Annotated in this window: 20 protein-coding genes and 3 tRNA genes (1 of these 23 cut by a window edge); 13 read left to right on the top strand and 10 right to left on the bottom strand. The window is 53.1% G+C overall.

Going from position 1 to position 18490, the window contains the following annotated elements; translation table 11 throughout:
- From HMPREF3178_RS09915 to HMPREF3178_RS09905, 3 genes are all read right to left on the bottom strand, one after another.
- Nucleotides 1-32 (bottom strand) — tRNA-OTHER (locus HMPREF3178_RS09915) (it extends 52 nt beyond the left edge of the window).
- A 144-nt stretch (nucleotides 33-176) separates the two neighbouring features.
- A tRNA-Gly gene (locus HMPREF3178_RS09910) sits at nucleotides 177-252 on the bottom strand.
- A gap of 24 nt (nucleotides 253-276) precedes the next feature.
- Nucleotides 277-352: transfer RNA gene (locus HMPREF3178_RS09905), tRNA-Gly, on the bottom strand.
- Nucleotides 353-638: 286 nt separating this feature from the next.
- Between HMPREF3178_RS09905 and HMPREF3178_RS09900 the strand changes: the two genes are divergently transcribed.
- Nucleotides 639-1370: an arginine ABC transporter substrate-binding protein gene (locus HMPREF3178_RS09900; RefSeq protein ID WP_029496754.1), complete on the top strand. Its 732-nt coding sequence runs from the start codon at nucleotides 639-641 to the stop codon at nucleotides 1368-1370.
- Between the two features lie 41 nt (nucleotides 1371-1411).
- Here the strand turns inward: HMPREF3178_RS09900 and orn are convergent, their stop codons facing one another.
- The gene (orn, locus tag HMPREF3178_RS09895) at nucleotides 1412-1957 is read right to left on the bottom strand and encodes an oligoribonuclease (RefSeq protein WP_004097954.1); all 546 of its coding nucleotides are present in this window, start codon (nucleotides 1955-1957) and stop codon (nucleotides 1412-1414) included.
- Between the two features lie 94 nt (nucleotides 1958-2051).
- On the opposite strand from orn, the gene rsgA reads away from it, so the two are divergent.
- The 3 genes from rsgA to mscM all read left to right on the top strand — a co-directional run bounded on the left by rsgA (nucleotide 2052) and on the right by mscM (nucleotide 7521).
- Nucleotides 2052-3113, top strand: a complete 1062-nt coding sequence (gene rsgA / locus HMPREF3178_RS09890; protein WP_004109167.1) for a small ribosomal subunit biogenesis GTPase RsgA — start codon at nucleotides 2052-2054, stop codon at nucleotides 3111-3113.
- 95 nt (nucleotides 3114-3208) lie between these two features.
- Nucleotides 3209-4171 carry an archaetidylserine decarboxylase gene (gene asd, locus HMPREF3178_RS09885; protein ID WP_004117363.1) on the top strand — a complete coding sequence of 321 codons (963 nt, stop codon included), beginning with the start codon at nucleotides 3209-3211 and terminating at the stop codon, nucleotides 4169-4171.
- A 23-nt stretch (nucleotides 4172-4194) separates the two neighbouring features.
- A complete protein-coding gene (gene mscM / locus HMPREF3178_RS09880; RefSeq protein WP_017145089.1) occupies nucleotides 4195-7521 on the top strand; it encodes a miniconductance mechanosensitive channel MscM in 3327 nt (1108 codons plus the stop codon).
- A 119-nt stretch (nucleotides 7522-7640) separates the two neighbouring features.
- On the opposite strand, the gene epmA is transcribed toward mscM, so the two are convergent.
- The gene (epmA, locus tag HMPREF3178_RS09875; RefSeq protein WP_004117360.1) at nucleotides 7641-8618 is read right to left on the bottom strand and encodes an elongation factor P--(R)-beta-lysine ligase; all 978 of its coding nucleotides are present in this window, start codon (nucleotides 8616-8618) and stop codon (nucleotides 7641-7643) included.
- 275 nt (nucleotides 8619-8893) lie between these two features.
- Between epmA and frdA the strand changes: the two genes are divergently transcribed.
- From frdA to HMPREF3178_RS09850, 5 genes are all read left to right on the top strand, one after another.
- Nucleotides 8894-10684, top strand: coding sequence for a fumarate reductase (quinol) flavoprotein subunit (frdA, locus tag HMPREF3178_RS09870; protein ID WP_026055996.1), 1791 nt, complete (start codon nucleotides 8894-8896; stop codon nucleotides 10682-10684).
- Nucleotides 10677-11411, top strand: a complete 735-nt coding sequence (locus HMPREF3178_RS09865) for a succinate dehydrogenase/fumarate reductase iron-sulfur subunit (protein ID WP_004109180.1) — start codon at nucleotides 10677-10679, stop codon at nucleotides 11409-11411. Before frdA ends, HMPREF3178_RS09865 begins: the two co-directional genes overlap by 8 nt.
- 10 nt (nucleotides 11412-11421) lie before the next feature.
- Nucleotides 11422-11817 carry a fumarate reductase subunit FrdC gene (gene frdC, locus HMPREF3178_RS09860; RefSeq protein WP_004117355.1) on the top strand — a complete coding sequence of 132 codons (396 nt, stop codon included), beginning with the start codon at nucleotides 11422-11424 and terminating at the stop codon, nucleotides 11815-11817.
- A gap of 10 nt (nucleotides 11818-11827) precedes the next feature.
- The gene (frdD, locus tag HMPREF3178_RS09855; RefSeq protein ID WP_004109192.1) at nucleotides 11828-12187 is read left to right on the top strand and encodes a fumarate reductase subunit FrdD; all 360 of its coding nucleotides are present in this window, start codon (nucleotides 11828-11830) and stop codon (nucleotides 12185-12187) included.
- A 129-nt stretch (nucleotides 12188-12316) separates the two neighbouring features.
- Nucleotides 12317-12847, top strand: coding sequence for a lipocalin family protein (locus tag HMPREF3178_RS09850; RefSeq protein ID WP_004109193.1), 531 nt, complete (start codon nucleotides 12317-12319; stop codon nucleotides 12845-12847).
- Here the strand turns inward: HMPREF3178_RS09850 and sugE are convergent.
- From sugE to efp, 4 genes are all read right to left on the bottom strand, one after another.
- Nucleotides 12844-13161: a quaternary ammonium compound efflux SMR transporter SugE gene (gene sugE, locus HMPREF3178_RS09845; RefSeq protein ID WP_004109196.1), complete on the bottom strand. Its 318-nt coding sequence runs from the start codon at nucleotides 13159-13161 to the stop codon at nucleotides 12844-12846. The two genes, HMPREF3178_RS09850 and sugE, sit on opposite strands and share 4 nt — an antisense overlap.
- Nucleotides 13162-13300: 139 nt before the next feature.
- A complete protein-coding gene (gene ecnB / locus HMPREF3178_RS09840; RefSeq protein WP_004109200.1) occupies nucleotides 13301-13447 on the bottom strand; it encodes a lipoprotein toxin entericidin B in 147 nt (48 codons plus the stop codon).
- 164 nt (nucleotides 13448-13611) lie between these two features.
- Nucleotides 13612-13743, bottom strand: coding sequence for an entericidin A/B family lipoprotein (locus HMPREF3178_RS29830; RefSeq protein WP_016809373.1), 132 nt, complete (start codon nucleotides 13741-13743; stop codon nucleotides 13612-13614).
- A 69-nt stretch (nucleotides 13744-13812) separates the two neighbouring features.
- Nucleotides 13813-14379, bottom strand: a complete 567-nt coding sequence (gene efp / locus HMPREF3178_RS09835) for an elongation factor P (protein ID WP_004109203.1) — start codon at nucleotides 14377-14379, stop codon at nucleotides 13813-13815.
- Nucleotides 14380-14421: 42 nt separating this feature from the next.
- Between efp and epmB the strand changes: the two genes are divergently transcribed.
- A complete protein-coding gene (gene epmB / locus HMPREF3178_RS09830; RefSeq protein WP_017145090.1) occupies nucleotides 14422-15450 on the top strand; it encodes an EF-P beta-lysylation protein EpmB in 1029 nt (342 codons plus the stop codon).
- 159 nt (nucleotides 15451-15609) lie between these two features.
- Here the strand turns inward: epmB and HMPREF3178_RS09825 are convergent, their stop codons facing one another.
- Nucleotides 15610-16176: a winged helix-turn-helix domain-containing protein gene (locus HMPREF3178_RS09825; protein WP_017145091.1), complete on the bottom strand. Its 567-nt coding sequence runs from the start codon at nucleotides 16174-16176 to the stop codon at nucleotides 15610-15612.
- 491 nt (nucleotides 16177-16667) lie between these two features.
- On the opposite strand from HMPREF3178_RS09825, the gene HMPREF3178_RS09820 reads away from it, so the two are divergent.
- From HMPREF3178_RS09820 to HMPREF3178_RS09810, 3 genes are read left to right on the top strand one after another with little or no spacing between them, the layout of a single operon-like run.
- Complete coding sequence (locus tag HMPREF3178_RS09820; RefSeq protein WP_017145092.1) at nucleotides 16668-17228, top strand: fimbrial protein; 561 nt, start codon at nucleotides 16668-16670, stop codon at nucleotides 17226-17228.
- A gap of 58 nt (nucleotides 17229-17286) precedes the next feature.
- The gene (locus tag HMPREF3178_RS09815; RefSeq protein WP_004109214.1) at nucleotides 17287-17979 is read left to right on the top strand and encodes a fimbrial biogenesis chaperone; all 693 of its coding nucleotides are present in this window, start codon (nucleotides 17287-17289) and stop codon (nucleotides 17977-17979) included.
- A 30-nt stretch (nucleotides 17980-18009) separates the two neighbouring features.
- The gene (locus HMPREF3178_RS09810) at nucleotides 18010-18489 is read left to right on the top strand and encodes a FimD/PapC N-terminal domain-containing protein (RefSeq protein ID WP_029496755.1); all 480 of its coding nucleotides are present in this window, start codon (nucleotides 18010-18012) and stop codon (nucleotides 18487-18489) included.
- Nucleotide 18490 lies beyond the last annotated feature (1 nt).

Here is an 18490-nt window from a genome sequence, read left to right as displayed (position 1 = left end):
AGGTCGTGCTCTACCAACTGAGCTATTCCCGCTTAATCTTTGTCTTTCAAGCCGCTTCTGCGTTAGCTGCCTTCACTCACTTTAGTCACTTACTTTAGTAAGCTCCTAAAGATTCGTTCAGTTGCTGCCTTGCTGCAACTCAAAATCCGGTGATTAGGATGGTACTTTCAAATTTTTGGAGCGGGAAACGAGACTCGAACTCGCGACCCCGACCTTGGCAAGGTCGTGCTCTACCAACTGAGCTATTCCCGCTTGGGTATGGTGACTTTCAAATTTTGGAGCGGGAAACGAGACTCGAACTCGCGACCCCGACCTTGGCAAGGTCGTGCTCTACCAACTGAGCTATTCCCGCAAACTTCTGGCCATATTTCTATGGCGTCGTGATTTGCATTTCTGCTTCGTCACGGGAGGCGCATTATACGAGAATTCGATTTACCTGCAACCCCCCTGAAAGCAATTTTTTTCGTTTTTGATTTAAGTGACCACTTTATCGCCACATTCAGGCCTGTTTTGTCTAAATAAGCAGCAAATGCGGCAAAATGACTTTTTCCGGGCTCGCTAAAGGCGCAAAATCACTCAAGTTTACAGGCGGATATCGCCCGCTGACGGTCAACAACGATGATAACCAGGGAAATAAAATGAAAAAAGCGCTTACCGTCCTGCTGCTGGCTACGCTTGCCACAGGAACAGCATCGGCAACAACGCTACATTTTGGAACAACGACGGCCAACCCGCCGTTTGAAACCGTCAGTGGCAAAAACCAACCCACGGGTTTTGATATCGATTTGGCCAACGCGTTGTGCAAGCAGATGCAGGTCGAATGCAAATTTACTCCCCAGGGCTTCGATACTCTCATCCCGGCGCTGCGCTTTAAGAAATTCGACGCCGTGATTGCCGGTATTGAAGTGATCCCAATGCGAGAAAAGCAGGTTGCATTCAGCCATCCCTATCGCCAGGAGCTCTCCGGTGCAATAGTCACAGCGAAAGACGCTGCCCATACCTTTGCCGATCTCAAAGATAAAAAACTCGGCGTCGTAAAGGGCACCATTCATCAGCACTACCTGCGTGATAAACAAAAAGCCGTGCACGTGCTGCCTTATGACAGCGATGAAAGCGCCCTGAACGCGCTGAAAGAAGGTGTGATTAGCGGAGTGATGGGCGCTCAGGAGACCTTAACGAAATGGCTCGAGGATAATCCCGAATACGCGATTATGGACGAGCGCGCCACGGATCCCAGCTACTACGGTAAGCAGTACGCCATTGCGGTGCGTAAAGACGATCCTGAACTGCTGAATAATATCAATGCCGCTCTGGATGTCGTCAAAGCCTCGCCGGAATTCCAGGCGATGGAACAGAAGTGGTTTAAATAGTCAGACGTACTACCGGGGCGCTTCTGGCCCCGGCATAAGCATTAGAGCTTGATGAAGTGCTCGCGGTAGTAAGCCAGTTCCGCTACCGATTCGCGAATATCATCCATCGCCTGATGCGTTCCTTGTTTTTTAAAGCCGTCGAGAATTTCCGGCTTCCAGCGACGAGCCAGCTCTTTAAGCGTACTGACGTCAAGGTAGCGATAGTGGAAATAGGCTTCCAGCTCAGGCATATATTTAAACAAGAATCGGCGATCCTGGCCGATGCTATTGCCGCAGATCGGTGACTTACCCGCCGGCACCCACTTTTTGAGAAATTCGATAGTCGCCAGTTCTGCCTCACGATCGCCCTGGGTACTCGCCTTCACCCGCTCCACCAGTCCGCTACCGGTATGGGTACGCACGTTCCACTCATCCATTAATGCCAGCTGCGCGTCTGACTGATGTACGGCAATCGTCGGCCCTTCCGCCAGAATGTTCAGATTCGCGTCAGTCACCAGGGTGGCGATTTCGATGATGCGATCGCGCTCCGGATCCAGCCCCGTCATTTCAAGATCGATCCAAATCAGGTTGTTTTCATCTGCACTCATGTTATTTTCCACCCTTCTTACGTCACTATATTCATCTAAAATAGCGTGTATCATAGAGGTTTTGCCCGTACAGGGCGACCAGGAGCCAGTTCGATTGAGTAAAAATAAACTCTCCAAAGGCCAACAGCGCCGCGTGAAGGCCAACCACCAGCGCCGCTTGAAAACGACTTCGGAGAAGGCCGATTTTGATGACAACCTGTTCGGTGAAAAATCCGAAGGGACCGTTATTAGCCGCTTTGGCATGCATGCCGATGTCGAATCCGCCGACGGTAGCGTCCACCGTTGCAATATACGCCGCACTATCCGTTCGCTGGTCACCGGCGATCGTGTGGTCTGGCGGCCAGGCAAAAGCGAAGCTGACGGCGTCAACGTCAAAGGCATCGTCGAGGCCGTGCATGAACGGACCTCCGTACTGACGCGCCCGGATTTCTATGACGGCGTCAAACCTATCGCCGCCAATATCAATCAGATTGTCATCGTTTCCGCCATCTTGCCTGAGCTTTCTCCGAATATTATCGACCGCTATCTGGTGGCCTGCGAAACGCTGAACGTCGAGCCGCTGATCGTGCTCAATAAGATCGATCTCCTGGATCAGGAGAGCATGGACTTCGTCAACGAGCAAATGGACATTTATCGCCATATTGGTTACCGCGTACTGATGGTCTCCAGCCGCACGCAGGATGGCCTGAAGCCGCTTGAAGAGGCGCTTACCGATCGTATCAGTATCTTTGCCGGGCAGTCTGGGGTAGGCAAATCCAGCCTGCTGAACGCGCTGCTGGGCCTGCAGGATGACCAAATCCTTACCAATGACGTTTCGGATGTCTCCGGACTGGGGCAGCACACCACTACGGCCGCGCGCCTGTACCACTTCCCGCACGGCGGCGATGTGATTGACTCGCCGGGGGTACGCGAGTTCGGCCTGTGGCATCTCGACGCGGAACAAATCACCCACGGCTTTGTCGAATTCCATGATTATTTAGGCCGATGCAAATACCGCGACTGCAAACACGATACCGATCCGGGCTGCGCCATTCGCGAAGCGGTGGAGAAGGGCGAAATCGCTGAAAGCCGGTTTGAAAACTACCATCGCATTCTGGAAAGCATGGCGCAGGTGCAGGTAAAAACGCGTAAAAGCTTTTCATCAACCGATGACTGACATTTAAGCTGAGCATCGTTAGAATCGTCCCCCTTTTTCAGGCCCCCGCCGACGCGCGGGGGTCAGGAACGACAAATAATGGCCTGGAGGCTACCTTGTTAAACGATCTTAAACTTTCACTGCAATACATTCTGCCTAAACTGTGGCTCACCCGCCTCGCAGGCTGGGGTGCACGCAAGCGGGCAGGCTGGCTGACAAAACTGGTCATCGATCTGTTCGTGAAATATTACAAGGTCGATATGAAAGAGGCGCAAAAGCCTGATACTGCCAGCTACCGGACCTTTAACGACTTTTTTGTTCGCCCGCTGCGCGATGACGTTCGTCCATTAAATACTGACCCGAACGTACTGGTGATGCCCGCCGATGGCGTCATCAGCCAGCTCGGCGCTATTGAAGACGATAAAATTTTGCAGGCCAAAGGCCACAACTACAGTCTGGAAGCGCTGCTGGCCGGCAACTACCAGATGGCGGATCTGTTCCGTAACGGCAGCTTTGTCACTACCTATCTTTCACCGCGCGATTACCACCGCGTGCACATGCCGTGCAACGGTATTCTGCGCGAAATGATCTACGTACCGGGAGATCTGTTCTCCGTAAATCATCTGACCGCGCAAAACGTGCCGAATCTGTTTGCCCGCAACGAGCGCGTCATCTGCCTGTTCGATACTGAGTTTGGCCCCATGGCGCAGATCCTGGTCGGCGCCACCATCGTCGGCAGCATCGAAACCGTGTGGTCCGGTACCGTCACGCCGCCGCGTGAAGGCATCATTAAGCGCTGGACCTGGCCTGCGGGCGAGAGCGAAGGTTCCGTCGCCCTGCTTAAAGGCCAGGAGATGGGCCGCTTTAAACTGGGTTCCACGGTGATTAACCTGTTTGCTCCGGGTCAGGTGAAGCTGGTTGAGCAGTTACAAAGCCTGTCGGTAACCAAAATAGGCCAGCCGTTGGCGATCGCGCCTGAAGCCGTGACGCCGGTCGAGCCCGCTCCGCTGGCAGCCGAAGAAGTCCGCGCTGAACACGCCGCCAGTCCGCTGGTTGACGATAAACAAGACGAAGGTTAATTCCTGAAAGAAAAGGTTACGCCGTGCGCCTGATATACACTTTCCTGTTGGCCTGGTGCCTCAGTTTCGGGGCGTACGCAGCGACAGCCCCGGATGCTAAACAGATAGCCCAGGAGCTGGAACAGGCGAAGGCGGCAAAGCCCGCCCAGCCTGAAACCGTCGAAGTCCTGCAGTCTGCCCTGAATGCGCTTGAGGAGCGTAATGCCTCCCTTGAGCGCGCCCGTCAGTATCAGGACGTTATTGATAACTTCCCCAAACTGTCGCAAACCCTGCGCGCGCAGCTCAACAATCTCAGCGATGAGCCGCGCCAGGTCTCCACTACCCTCTCCTCCGATGCCCTGAACCAGGAGATTCTCCAGGTCAGCAGCCAACTGCTGGAAGCCAGTCGTAAAGCTCAGCAGGAGCAGGACCGCGCACGCGATATCGCCGACTCGCTCAACCAGCTGCCGCAGCAACAGAGCGATGCCCGCCGCCAGCTGAATGAGGTCGAGCGCCGGATCGGCGCGCAAAGCAGCAATACGCCGCTGGCGCAGGCGCAAAATCTTGGTTTACAGGCGGAGTCCGCGCGGCTGAAAGCGCTGGTCGATGAACTGGATCTGGCGCAGCTTTCCGCCAATAACCGCCAGGAGCTATCACGGTTGCGATCCGAGCTGGCGCAGAAAGAGAGTGAGCAGCTCGACGCCTGGCTACAGGCATTAAGAAATCAGCTCAATAACCAACGGCAGCGCGAGGCGGAGAAAGCGCTGGAAAGCACCGAGCTGCTGGCGGAAAACAGCGAAAACCTGCCGCCGGATATCGTGGCGCAGTTCAAAGTGAACCGCGAACTGTCGCAAGCGCTAAACCAGCAGGCGCAGCGGATGGACTTGATCGCCTCTCAGCAGCGCCAGGCGACCAATCAAACCCTGCAGGTGCGTCAGGCTTTAAACACGCTCCGCGAGCAGTCCCAATGGTTAGGTTCTTCCAATCTGCTTGGCGAAGCCCTGCGCGCGCAGGTGGCGCGTCTGCCGGAAATCCCGCGACCGCAGCAGCTGGATACCGAAATGGCGCAGCTGCGCGTGCAGCGCCTGCGCTATGAGGATCAGCTCGGCAAGCAGCCGCAGCTAAGACAAATTCGTCAGGCCAACGGTGAACCCCTCACCAGCGAGCAGAACCGCATTCTTCAGGCTCAGATGCGCACGCAGACAGAGCTGCTCAACTCCCTGCTGCGCGGCGGCGATACGCTTATGCTCGAACTGACCAAGCTGAAAGTCGCCAACGGCCAGCTGGAGGATGCGCTCAAAGAGATCAACGAAGCGACCCACCGCTATCTGTTCTGGACCTCCGACGTCAGCCCAATCGGCTTCTCCTGGCCACTGGAGATTGTTCAGGATTTACGCCGACTGATCTCGCTCGATACCATGAGCCAGCTCGGTAAGGCCAGCATGATGATGCTGACCAGCAAAGAGACCCTGCTGCCGCTCTTCGTCGCACTCATTCTGGTAGGGTTCAGCGTCAGCTCGCGGCGCCATTTCACCAGCTTCCTGGAGCGTTCCAGCGCGCGCGTCGGCAAGGTTACGCAGGATCACTTCTGGCTCACCCTGCGAACGGTGTTCTGGTCTATACTGGTGGCCTCGCCGCTGCCGGTACTGTGGATGACGCTGGGCTACGGTCTGCAGTCTGCCTGGCCTTTCCCGCTGGCCGTGGCGATTGGCGATAGCGTCACCGCAACGGTGCCGCTGCTGTGGGTGGTAATGATTTGCGCCACTTTTGCCCGCCCGAACGGTCTGTTCATCGCCCACTTCGGCTGGCCGCGCAGTCGGGTTAGCAAGGCGATGCGCTACTATCTGATGAGCATCGGGCTCATTGTGCCGCTTATTATGGCGCTGATTACTTTTGATAATCTCAACGATCGCGAGTTCTCCGCCTCGCTGGGTCGCCTCTGCTTTATGCTGATTTGCGGCGCGCTGGCGATGGTGACCCTGAGCCTGAAACGCGCCGGCATCCCGCTGTATCTCGATAAAGAAGGCAGCGGCGACAATATGCTGAACCGACTGCTGTGGAATATGCTGCTCGGCGCGCCGCTGGTGGCAATGCTGGCGGCGGCAATCGGCTATCTCGCTACATCGCAGGCGCTGCTCGCCAGGCTCGAAACGTCGGTCGCCATCTGGTTCCTGCTGCTGGTGGTTTATCACATCATTCGCCGCTGGATGCTGATTCAGCGCCGTCGTCTGGCGTTCGATCGCGCTAAGCACCGTCGGGCGGAGATCCTTGCCCAGCGCGCGCGTGGTGAAGAGGAAGTCCAGCATACCAGCAGCCCGGAAGGTTCAATGGAAGCCGAGGTTAGCGAGGTCGATCTGGATGCTATCAGTACCCAGTCCCTGCGTCTGGTGCGCTCCCTGCTGATGCTGATCGCGCTGGTGTCGGTTATCGTGCTATGGTCAGAAATCCACTCCGCATTTGGCTTCCTGGAGAATATCTCGCTGTGGGACGTGACCTCCACGGTGCAGGGCGTTGAGAGCCTGGAGCCGATCACCCTCGGCGCGGTGCTGATTGCTATTCTGGTGCTGATTATTACCACCCAGCTGGTGCGCAACCTGCCCGCTCTGCTGGAACTGGCCATCCTCCAGCATCTGGAACTGACGCCGGGCACCGGCTACGCCATCACCACCATCACCAAATATCTGCTGATGCTGATTGGTGGTCTGGTCGGCTTCTCGATGATTGGGATTGAGTGGTCGAAGCTGCAGTGGCTTATTGCCGCGCTCGGTGTAGGTCTCGGTTTTGGTTTGCAGGAGATCTTCGCCAACTTCATCTCCGGCCTGATTATTCTGTTTGAAAAACCGATACGCATTGGCGATACGGTCACCATTCGCGATCTCACCGGTAGCGTGACGCGCATTAATACCCGCGCCACCACCATCAGCGACTGGGACCGTAAAGAGATTATCGTGCCGAACAAGGCGTTCATCACCGAACAGTTCATCAACTGGTCGTTGTCGGATTCTGTAACCCGCGTGGTGTTAACGGTGCCTGCCCCGGTGGATGCCAATACCGAAGAGGTGGCGCAGATCCTGCTAAATGCCGCGCACCGCTGTTCGTTGGTTATCGATACCCCGGCGCCGGAAGCGTTTCTTGTTGACCTGCAGCAGGGGATCCAGATTTTCGAGCTGCGTATCTACGCCGCCGAAATGGGTCACCGTATGCCGCTACGCCATGAGATGCATCAGCTGATTCTGGCCGGATTCCGCGAGCACGGTATCGATATGCCGTTCCCGCCGTTCCAGATGCGCCTGGAGAGCATCGATGGCAGAAAAAGCAGCAGGGCGCTGACCTCGGCAGGGAAAACCAGCCGCGCGCCCGGCAGTCTGTAATATCGGCCTTGCCTGAACGCGGGCAAGGCCAGAACTGTCGCACTCCCGGGCAATCAACCATACCGCCGCACATCGGCGGTCATCCCGGTCAATATCCTGCGGGAAAGCGGAAAGAAAGATCAGGCGCGGTCGACGGTAAACGAGATAACGTCGCCGATGCTTTCTGCGCCCAGCGCCAGCATCACCACCCGGTCAACGCCCAGCGCTACGCCGGAACAATCCGGCAGCCCGGCTTCCAGAGCGGCCAGCAGATGATGATCGATTGGCTGCTGCGGCAGTCCGCGAGCCGCACGCTTGCGGTTATCCTGCTCAAAACGCTGCCGCTGTTCTCGGGCGTCGGTGAGCTCATGAAAACCATTAGCCAGCTCAATGCCTTTGTAATAGACCTCGAAACGTTCCGCTACGCGATGATCTTCGGTGCTGATTTGCGCCAGTGACGCCTGGCTGGCCGGGAAATGATAGATAAACGTCGGACGATCCTTACCAATATGCGGCTCGACGCCCATGACAAAAAGTAGCTGAAGCAGCGTGTCCCGATCCTCTTCCGTATCGGCAATATTGCTCAAATCGAGCTTAGCCGCCACTTCGCGCAGCTGCGTTTTATCTGCCGACAGCGGGTCGATTTCCAGATGACGCAGGAAGGCTTGCTGATAAGAGAGGCTTTCGGCCGGCTGGCAGTCGAGTACCTGCTGTAGCAGATCGTCTACTTCGTTGATTAGCCGGTACATGTCATAGCACGGACGATACCACTCCAGCATGGTGAATTCCGGATTATGGTGGCGACCCATCTCTTCATTGCGGAAGCTACGGCATAGCTGAAAAACCGGGCCGCAACCGGCCGCCAGCAGGCGCTTCATGTGATACTCCGGGCTGGTCATCAGATACAGATTCAGCCCCTGAGAATGACCCGGTCCTACGAAACGCGTTTCAAACGGGACCATATGGATATCCGTCACCGTCGCCTGACTCATGCAGGGCGTCTCCACCTCCAGCACGCCGCGGTCGGTAAAAAAACGACGAATTTCCGCCATCACCGCTGCACGTTTTAACAGGTTTGGAATGGATGCGCTCGGCTGCCAGGTTGCCGTTTCGCTCATGGTACTTTCTCCGATTTGAAACAAGGGCCCGAAGTCTACTCGTAACTGGCGAATGAAACAAATTTTGTGCGAAAAGGCAAAAGCGTCACATACGCTTAATTTATTGATAACCCAAAAACATACAGTGGATAGATAAACAACCGCACATAACGATAAAAAAATCGAACACGTCAATTTTCCCTCATAACCCTGCGGCTATACTCCTTACCTATAAAGGAGCAGTGATACGTTTTCGCCAGCCCGGCGGCGAAATAAACAAAAACTGGAGGAATGTCGTGCAAACTTTTCAAGCCGATCTTGCCGTTATTGGCGCAGGCGGAGCAGGTCTTCGTGCTGCAATTGCCGCCGCGCAAGCTAATCCAAATGCTAAAATCGCTCTAATTTCAAAAGTCTATCCTATGCGCAGCCATACCGTTGCTGCTGAAGGGGGTTCCGCTGCCGTCGCGCAGGATCATGATAGCTTTGAGTACCATTTCCACGATACTGTTGCAGGCGGCGACTGGCTATGCGAACAGGATGTCGTCGACTACTTCGTTCATCACTGCCCGACGGAAATGACCCAGCTTGAGCAGTGGGGTTGTCCGTGGAGCCGCCGCCCTGACGGCAGCGTCAACGTCCGGCGCTTCGGCGGTATGAAGATCGAGCGAACCTGGTTCGCAGCCGATAAAACCGGCTTTCATATGCTTCACACCCTGTTCCAGACCTCGCTTCAGTTCCCCCAAATCCAACGCTTCGACGAACACTTTGTCCTCGATATCCTGGTCGATGAAGGTCAGGCGCGCGGTCTGGTCGCGATGAATATGATGGAGGGTACGCTGGTACAGATCCGCGCCAACGCGGTAGTTCTGGCGACCGGCGGCGCAGGACGCGTATATCGCTACAATACCAACGGCGGGATCGTCACCGGCGATGGTATGGGTATGGCGCTCAGCCACGGCGTACCGCTGCGCGATATGGAGTTCGTGCAATATCACCCAACCGGCCTGCCGGGTTCCGGTATTCTGATGACGGAAGGCTGCCGCGGTGAAGGCGGTATTCTGGTCAACAAGAATGGCTACCGCTATCTGCAGGATTACGGCATGGGCCCGGAAACTCCGCTGGGCGAGCCAAAAAACAAATATATGGAGCTGGGTCCGCGCGACAAAGTCTCCCAGGCTTTCTGGCACGAATGGCGTAAAGGCAACACGATCCCAACGCCGCGAGGCGACGTGGTCTACCTCGATCTGCGTCATTTGGGCGAGAAAAAGCTGCTTGAACGTCTGCCGTTTATCTGTGAACTCTCAAAAGCCTACGTGGGCGTCGATCCGGTGAAAGATCCCATTCCGGTACGTCCAACCGCGCACTACACCATGGGCGGTATCGAAACCGACCAGCAGTGTGAAACCCGTATTAAAGGGCTGTTTGCCGTTGGCGAATGCTCTTCTGTCGGTTTGCACGGCGCTAACCGTCTCGGCTCCAACTCGCTGGCGGAGCTGGTGGTGTTTGGTCGTCTGGCCGGCGAACAGGCCATGCAGCGCGCCACCGAAGCGGGCGAAGCCAATAGCGCCGCGCTGGACGCGCAGGTCGTCGATATCGAGAAGCGCCTGAAGGACCTGGTGAATCAGGAAGGTAACGAAAACTGGGCGAAGATCCGTGATGAAATGGGTCTGTCGATGGAAGAAGGCTGCGGCATCTACCGTACGCCGGAGCTCATGCAGAAAACGGTTGATAAGCTGGCCGAGCTGCAGGAGCGCTTCAAGCGCGTGCGTATCACCGACACCTCCAGCGTGTTCAATACCGACCTGCTGTATACCATCGAACTGGGTCATGGTCTGAACGTCGCCGAATGTATGGCGCATTCCGCCATCGCGCGTAAAGAGTCCCGCGGCGCGCATCAGCGTCTGGATGAAGGCTGCACCGAGCGTGACGACGTCAACTTCCTCAAGCATACCCTCGCCTTCCGCGACGCCAACGGTAATACCACTCTGGAGTACAGTGATGTGAAAATCACCACTCTGCCGCCGGCAAAACGCGTGTACGGGGCGGAAGCGGAAGCAGCCGAGAAGAAGGAGACGACGAATGGCTGAGATGAAAAACATGAAAGTCGAAGTGGTGCGCTATAACCCGGAAGTGGATATCGCACCGCACAGCGCTTTCTATGAAGTTCCCTACGACGAGCAAACCTCGCTGCTGGATGCGCTGGGCTATATCAAAGATAACCTCGCGCCGGATCTTAGCTACCGCTGGTCCTGCCGCATGGCGATTTGCGGTTCCTGCGGCATGATGGTGAACAAAGTACCAAAGCTGGCCTGTAAAACCTTCCTGCGCGAATACACCAAAGGCATTAAGGTTGAAGCGCTGGCTAACTTCCCGATTGAACGCGATCTGGTGGTCGATATGACCCACTTTATTGAAAGTCTGGAAGCCATTAAGCCGTACATCATCGGCAACCCGCGCACGCCCGATCAGGGACCAAACAAGCAAACGCCGGCGCAGATGGCGAAATACCATCAGTTCTCCGGCTGCATTAACTGCGGCCTGTGCTACGCGGCCTGCCCGCAGTTTGGTCTTAATCCGGAGTTTATCGGCCCGGCGGCGATCACCCTCGCCCATCGCTATAACGAAGACAGCCGCGACCACGGTAAAAAGGAACGTATGGCGCAGCTTAACGGCCAGAATGGCGTATGGACATGTACTTTCGTGGGCTACTGCTCCGAAGTCTGCCCGAAACACGTCGACCCGGCGGCCGCGATCCAGCAGGGTAAGGTAGAAAGCTCGAAAGACTTTCTTATCGCCACCCTGAAACCACGCTAAGGAGTGCAGTATGACGACTAAACGCAAACCCTACGTGCGGCCGATGCCGTCCACCTGGTGGAAAAAGCTGCCGTTTTATCGCTTCTATATGCTGCGTGAAGGAACAGCGGTCCCCACGGTCTGGTTCAGTATCGTGCTGATCTACGGGCTATTCGCGCTGAAGCACGGTGCTGAGAGCTGGGCCGGGTATATCGGTTTTCTGCAAAATCCGATTGTCGTGATTCTGAACCTGATCACGCTTGCGGCCGCGCTGCTGCATACCAAGACCTGGTTTGAGCTGGCACCGAAAGCTGCCAATATTATCCTCAAAGGCGAAAAAATGGGGCCAGAGCCAGTGATTAAAGGGCTTTGGATCGTCACCGCGGTCGTCACCGTAGTGATTCTGTTTGTCGCCCTGTTCTGGTAAGGAGGCTGGAATGATCAATCCTAAACCAAAACGTTCTGATGAGCCCGTATTCTGGGGGCTGTTTGGCGCTGGCGGCATGTGGGGAGCAATTGTCGCTCCTGTCATCGTACTGCTGGTAGGTATTATGCTGCCGCTGGGCCTTGCGCCCGCAGATGCCTTCAGCTACGAACGCGTGCTGGGCTTTGCCCACAGCTTCATTGGCCGTGCGTTTATTTTTCTGATGATTGTGCTGCCGCTATGGTGCGGACTTCATCGTATTCACCATGCGATGCACGATTTAAAAATTCACGTACCCAACGGTAAGTGGGTCTTCTACGGCCTCGCGGCGATTCTGACCGTCGTCACGCTGGTCGGGATATTGTTCATCTAAACCGCTGCTTTAACCTCGACTGCGGCAAGCCCGGGAGCAGGATGTTACCGGGCTCTCTTCTCAAGAAAAATCTGCCGCATTTTTCCTGCCTGAATCTACACTTAGCTTAAAACTGGCAAGGAAATAACTATGCGTCTGCTCCCCGTCATGGCGGTTGTTGCCGCTTCATTTCTGCTTATCGCCTGTAGCACGCCGACGCCGCCTACCGGCGTCACCGTGGTCAGCCCATTCGACACGCAACGCTATCTCGGTACCTGGTATGAAATCGCCCGTTTCGATCACAATTTTGAGAGTGGCTTAGAAAAGGTCACCGCAACGTATAGCCTGCGCGATGATGGTGGGCTGAACGTGGTAAACAAGGGATATAACCCCGACCGGGGTATGTGGCAGAAAACCGACGGCGTCGCTTACTTTACCGGCGATCCCACGCGCGCCGCGCTGAAGGTCTCATTTTTCGGCCCTTTCTATGGCGGCTATAACGTCATTTCACTGGATAAGGATTATCGCTATGCGCTGGTTTGTGGGCCAGATCGCGACTATCTCTGGCTACTGGCGCGTGCGCCGAAAATCCCGCCGGAAGTGAAGCAGCAGATGCTGGATATCGCCAGCCGGCAGGGATTTGACGTGAGCAAGCTCATCTGGGTCAATCAACGCTATTAATGAGCGCTCATTTTCAGGCCAATGATGCCAATGACAATACATGCCAGGCTCGCAATGCGCATCGGGCTGGCGGATTCTCCTAGCAGGATAATCCCCGTGACCGCTGCGCCAACCGCGCCAATACCGGTCCAGACGGCGTAAGCCGTTCCCACGGGCAGCGTTTTCATCGCCCATGATAAAAGCGCCATACTGATAACCATGGCGGCAATCGTAATTACGCTCGGCACAAGCCGACTAAAACCATGGGTATACTTCAGGCCGACTGCCCAGACAACTTCCAGCAGCCCCGCGATAAACAGAATTAACCAGGACATAAGGCTCCTTTGATGGGGCCGTCCCCAGATGTGGAACGCTTACGGGTCGTCCCGCAAGGTAGATGATAATCCGCGGAAATAATACACGATGTCGCTAAAGAGAGGAAGAACGGTACGACCACGGCCGTACCGCCATGGTCTATTGCTGAGCTTTGGTTGCAGCGCCAGAAATCGCATCGCCGCCATCTGAAATATCCTGACCGACACCGCGCGTGGTGTTACATCCGGTCAATGCTGAGGAGAGGACCAAAACCGTAAAGACCGCTGCAATCGCTTTTTTTACCATGATGTTATCCTTAATTTACCAGTTTTAGTTATCGTGCCTTATAAGCATAGACAACCTGGTTCAGGATGAGGGAATCTCAACGTTTTTTCGGAGAAAAAGAGGTTTAAGGTATTAAGTCAGGAAAAGAAATGGATTATGAATGAGGATTTCCTGATGAAATCAGGTTAGCTGGCAGCGTGAGAAATAGCATGACCCAGGCTTTGGATATCCTCACCCACGCCGCGAGCCGTATTGCATCCGGACAGAAGGGCGCAGCTAAGAAATAATAATACCGGAAGCGTTAATTTATGAGCCATCTTCCCTGCCTGCAGTTACGCCGGTAGAGGGCGCAGCGAAAGGCTGCGCCAACCGTCTCAGCGCATCGATTACTTCACGCGGGATACGTATTCGCCAGAGCGAGTATCCACTTTGATGACTTCGCCAATCTGAACGAACAGAGGAACTTTAACCACTGCACCAGTGGACAGGGTAGCCGGTTTACCGCCGGTGCCAGCAGTATCGCCCTTCAGACCTGGATCGGTTTCAACGATTTCCAGCTCAACGAAGTTCGGCGGGGTAACGGAGATCGGCTGACCGTTCCACAGAGTAACGATGCATTCAGCCTGATCCAGTAGCCATTTAGCATTATCACCAACGGCTTTAGAATCTGCGGCCAGCTGTTCAAACGTCGAGTTGTTCATGAAGTGCCAGAACTCACCGTCGTTGTACAGATAAGTCAGGTTCATATCGACAACGTCTGCGCCTTCAGCAGAATCTGTAGACTTGAAGGTTTTCTCTACGCGGGTACCGGTCAGCAGGCGGCGCAGCTTAACGCGCGCAAAAGCCTGGCCTTTGCCCGGTTTAACGAATTCACTGGCTTCAACTGCATAAGGTTCGCCGTCCATCATGATTTTAAGACCGGCACGAAAATCGTTGCTATAGTAAGTCGCCATAAGGCCCTCTGAAACTTTGTTAATTGGTAGCTAAGCCACAAAATGGCGCATATTGTAACCCTAAATACCCCATCCAGAGAAGATTGGTTAACGCAACTTGCCGATGTTGTGACCAGTCCCGATGAACTGCTGCAGCTTTTAAATGTAGACGCTGATGCGAATCTATTGGCAGGACGCGACGCTAAGCGCCTGTTCGCACTGCGTGTCCCACGGGCATTTATTGCTCGTATGGAACCAGGAAATCCAAACGATCCTCTTCTCCGTCAGGTACTTACCTCCCAGGAGGAGTTTATTCATGCTCCAGGATACTCCACCGATCCGCTGGAAGAACAGCATAGCGTTGTGCCAGGTCTGCTGCATAAATACAGCAACCGCGCTTTACTGTTGGTGAAAGGCGGCTGCGCGGTAAATTGTCGATATTGTTTCCGTCGGCACTTCCCGTACGCGGAAAACCAGGGCACGAAGCGCAACTGGCAGAAGGCTATGGAATACATCGCGGCTCATCCAGAGCTGGATGAAATTATTTTTTCCGGCGGTGACCCGTTAATGGCGAAGGACCATGAACTGGACTGGCTGCTTACCCAGCTGGAATCCATTCCACATATTAAACGCCTGCGCATCCACAGTCGGTTACCCATTGTGATTCCTGCGCGGATTACCGATACCCTGGTTGCGCGCATCTCTGCATCTTCGTTGCAGGTGCTGCTGGTGAACCATATTAACCATGCCAACGAGATCGATACCGCGTTTCGTAGGGCAATGAAGAGCCTGCGTATGGCTGGCGTCACCTTACTCAATCAAAGCGTACTGTTACGCGGTGTGAACGATAATGCGCGCACGCTCGCCGATCTGAGCAATGGGTTGTTCGATGCCGGGGTTATGCCTTACTACCTGCATGTTCTGGACAGAGTGCAGGGAGCGGCGCATTTCATGGTCAGTGACGAAGAGGCCCGGGCAATCATGCGCGAACTACTCACGCTGGTCTCCGGCTATTTAGTCCCTAAACTTGCACGGGAAATCGGCGGAGAACCAAGCAAGACGCCCCTGGACTTAGGATTGAAGCAACGATAGCGAATCCGTCTGCCGGGCACTGCCTGGCAGACTACCTGTTGCTAATACTTACTGGTGTATAAATACTGACGCTTTATAATTTTCGTAGAACCAGTAATTATTCTTCCAGGGGAGAGTAAAGCGAATATAAAAGCAAGCGGTTAATCCATTCATTATTACTTACAAAAAAAGAGAAAGAATGTTTGCGGCGGTCATCACCAATAACAGAGGCAAAATCCACCCGGGTAATTTAAATACTGTTGTTTTATCGTCTGTGGAAATTTTTTGCGCATCTTCGCGGACAGCGGAATTATTCATCACATTTTTCTCAATCGGAGGCGAAGAGGTGCTTGCGGTAACCTGCACATTTTCAGAGTTTTCCGGTTCCTTTTCTTCCGAGCGTAAGAATGAGGCAATATTTGAGCCTGCCGCGAGAACAAACCCGCGCTGCCTGACTGTAACAATAATATCTTGCGATAATCCTGCTTTCACTAACGACTTTCTTAACAATGATATGTTTTGATAAAAAGTATTCTGCGACACGACAACCCCTCGGGTTTTCCAGACACTATCCAGAAACTCTTCTCGGGATATAATTTTCCCATTGCTTTCCAGTAAAAGTTGCAGGCAGCGTGCAGTCGGCGCGTTCAGCGTCACGCTCTCACCATTGTCCCCCACCGGCTGCAGCTCATTCATATTTACATTAAAAATAACTTCATTGTTAATGATATATTCATTGAATATCATAATCCCTTTCCTCCCTCACCATTCCATATGAAACAAAGATGAATTAAATTCAAATTCATCTTTAGCTATCACAGTACATCCCTTTAAGCCTGCCAGATTAGATAATTTCAAAGATAAATCCCCGCTCTTCCCAGAGCAAAGATAAGATTATCATGATATTTGAACCAAAGGGAAGACTGATTTACAACTATACCTTCCAGGTATACTCGTTATTATCTACGAAATCTGCTTGTGAAATTGCAACCTTCAATAAACAGAGTTTAAATTCAAACAGAATTCACATGCATTTTATCAGCCCTGCACTTAGATTTGTCACCGCTCCGGCACATTACGCTCTATGTATACCAGGTATGCACAATGCGGCGGCAGGAGAATGATAACGATAGCGATCAGGCATACATAGCGGAATGTTAGTTGTTACCTATCAGACTAATTAACATCTTCGCCTTGACGCTATTCAGGACTTTAGTATCTATAAATGGATTAAATAAATGAAAAAAACAATTGTAGCTGTAATGGTTGCTGCTTCAGCAGTTCTGAGTGCTCAGGCTTTCGCGGCAGGAAACAGTTCTTCTCTGACTATTCTGGGTAACGTTACCGACACCGGCGAATCCTGTAACGTAACGCCGTCCGCTATGATTTCCGGCGGTTCTTTAACTCTGGACGATGTTAAAGCATCTGTACTGGACGCAATGGCAGTTAATACTCCGTATATGTCAACTGCAAAAGACATTGAGTACAAAGTCGAAGATTGCCAGAAAGGTGCAACTAATTACACCGGTAACATCAACGTGACCGTAACCGGCGACTATATCAGCGGCCAGGACAACGTGCTGACCAACACTGCTGCCAGCCCGGCGACTAACGCTGCGGTTACCGTAGTGAACACCGACGGCACTCGCGTAAGCTTCACCGGTACGACTCCTCAAATTGTTGCTTATACCGCAGGTACTCCGTCTTACCTGCGTTATAAAGCTGCATACGTTAAAACTGCAAATGGCGTTACCGATGGTGCAGTTAAAGGTGTAGCCACCTTTACTATTAGCTACTAATAAGTACAACGGGGCCTGCCTCAGGCAGACCCCGTTATTTTTATTCAGGGAATGAATTATGCTGAAGTCATTATTAAGATTAGCTGCAATTTCTTTTATTTCTGTCAGCTTTGTAGCCCAGAGCGGAGTCGTGGTTGATTCAACCCGCCATCTTTATAAAGAAGGTTCGCGAGAAATCAGTACGAACATTGAAAACAAAGATGACACGCCTTATTTAATTAAATCCTGGGTAGAAGCGTCTGAAGGAATGAAAGACAGCTTTTTTATGGTGACTCCCCCGCTTTTCCGCCTGGAGGGCAAGCAAACCAACACGGTACGTATTTTCCCTAACGCGTATATCTCTAAAGCGCCTCAGGATCGTGAAACCGTCTACTTCTTTAACGTGATGTCTATTCCGCCAACCAGCGACAGTGAAGCTGATAAAAACAAACTGCAGCTGGCGGTGCGCCATAGAATGCGTCTTATCTATCGCCCTCGCGCCATTCAGGATATGAATATTAATACCGAAGCTAAAAATCTGCAGTGGCATAAATCCGGTAATAAGATAACGCTAAAGAATCCGACACCTTTTTTCATTTATTTTAAGTCGATAAAAATAAACGGCAGAGATATTAGCAGCTCAGTCAATAACATTGATGCTTTTTCCAGCAAAGAATTTACTTTGCCTGCCGGTATAAATGGTTCAGAAATCGAGTGGAAGGTCGCCACTGATAACGGAGGCTCGGGTTCTGCCCACACATCATCGATTTAAATTCTTTTTTGATTGGCCAGGGTGAAAAGTATGTCTATTTCAATAAAAAAAAGGGGAGGCGCGCTATCCGGAACCTCCCACACATTTTTCGTTCTTGTACCTGCGCTAGCTCTCGGTTTATGCGCCAATGCTTTAGCTCGTGATTTTTTTGATCCCGCATTTATAAAATCAGTCGGTCAGAGCGACCCCTCTTCAATACCGGACTTATCCCTCTACGCCACCCGCGATGCCCAGGCTCCAGGGGAGTATCGCATTGACGTTATTTTAAATAACAGTCTGCAAGAAACGGCTGATATCCGGTTTGTGGAAAAAAAAGATCCCACAACAGATACGTTGAAATTAGTTCCCTGTTTAAGCATTGCTAAATTAACCAGCTATGGTTTGCGTGCAGACGCTTTTCCTGGCTTAAAAGAAGATGCGGATGGCTGCGCAGATACTCATGTCATTCCTGATTTCACCACCGATTTTAACTTCAATACGGCTTTGTTGAATAAATCAGATTTCGGGTAAG

The sequence above is a fragment of the Klebsiella sp. HMSC09D12 genome (assembly GCF_001808475.1).
In the GTDB taxonomy this organism is placed as follows: Bacteria; Pseudomonadota; Gammaproteobacteria; order Enterobacterales; family Enterobacteriaceae; genus Klebsiella; species Klebsiella oxytoca.
Note: the sequence above shows the minus strand (reverse complement) of the source record. Positions and strands in the feature narration are given on the sequence as shown.

Coding starts and splice junctions, on each gene's coding strand:
- HMPREF3178_RS09900 (WP_029496754.1), top strand. CDS start 639: ATGAAAAAAGCGCTTACCGTCCTGCTGCTGGCTACGCTTGCCACAGGA.
- orn (WP_004097954.1), bottom strand. CDS start 1,957: ATGAGTGCAGATGAAAACAACCTGATTTGGATCGATCTTGAAATGACG.
- epmA (WP_004117360.1), bottom strand. CDS start 8,618: ATGAGCGAAACGGCAACCTGGCAGCCGAGCGCATCCATTCCAAACCTG.
- HMPREF3178_RS09865 (WP_004109180.1), top strand. CDS start 10,677: ATGGCTGAGATGAAAAACATGAAAGTCGAAGTGGTGCGCTATAACCCG.
- frdC (WP_004117355.1), top strand. CDS start 11,422: ATGACGACTAAACGCAAACCCTACGTGCGGCCGATGCCGTCCACCTGG.
- frdD (WP_004109192.1), top strand. CDS start 11,828: ATGATCAATCCTAAACCAAAACGTTCTGATGAGCCCGTATTCTGGGGG.
- HMPREF3178_RS09850 (WP_004109193.1), top strand. CDS start 12,317: ATGCGTCTGCTCCCCGTCATGGCGGTTGTTGCCGCTTCATTTCTGCTT.
- sugE (WP_004109196.1), bottom strand. CDS start 13,161: ATGTCCTGGTTAATTCTGTTTATCGCGGGGCTGCTGGAAGTTGTCTGG.
- ecnB (WP_004109200.1), bottom strand. CDS start 13,447: ATGGTAAAAAAAGCGATTGCAGCGGTCTTTACGGTTTTGGTCCTCTCC.
- HMPREF3178_RS29830 (WP_016809373.1), bottom strand. CDS start 13,743: ATGGCTCATAAATTAACGCTTCCGGTATTATTATTTCTTAGCTGCGCC.
- efp (WP_004109203.1), bottom strand. CDS start 14,379: ATGGCGACTTACTATAGCAACGATTTTCGTGCCGGTCTTAAAATCATG.
- epmB (WP_017145090.1), top strand. CDS start 14,422: ATGGCGCATATTGTAACCCTAAATACCCCATCCAGAGAAGATTGGTTA.
- HMPREF3178_RS09825 (WP_017145091.1), bottom strand. CDS start 16,176: ATGATATTCAATGAATATATCATTAACAATGAAGTTATTTTTAATGTA.
- HMPREF3178_RS09820 (WP_017145092.1), top strand. CDS start 16,668: ATGAAAAAAACAATTGTAGCTGTAATGGTTGCTGCTTCAGCAGTTCTG.
- HMPREF3178_RS09815 (WP_004109214.1), top strand. CDS start 17,287: ATGCTGAAGTCATTATTAAGATTAGCTGCAATTTCTTTTATTTCTGTC.
- HMPREF3178_RS09810 (WP_029496755.1), top strand. CDS start 18,010: ATGTCTATTTCAATAAAAAAAAGGGGAGGCGCGCTATCCGGAACCTCC.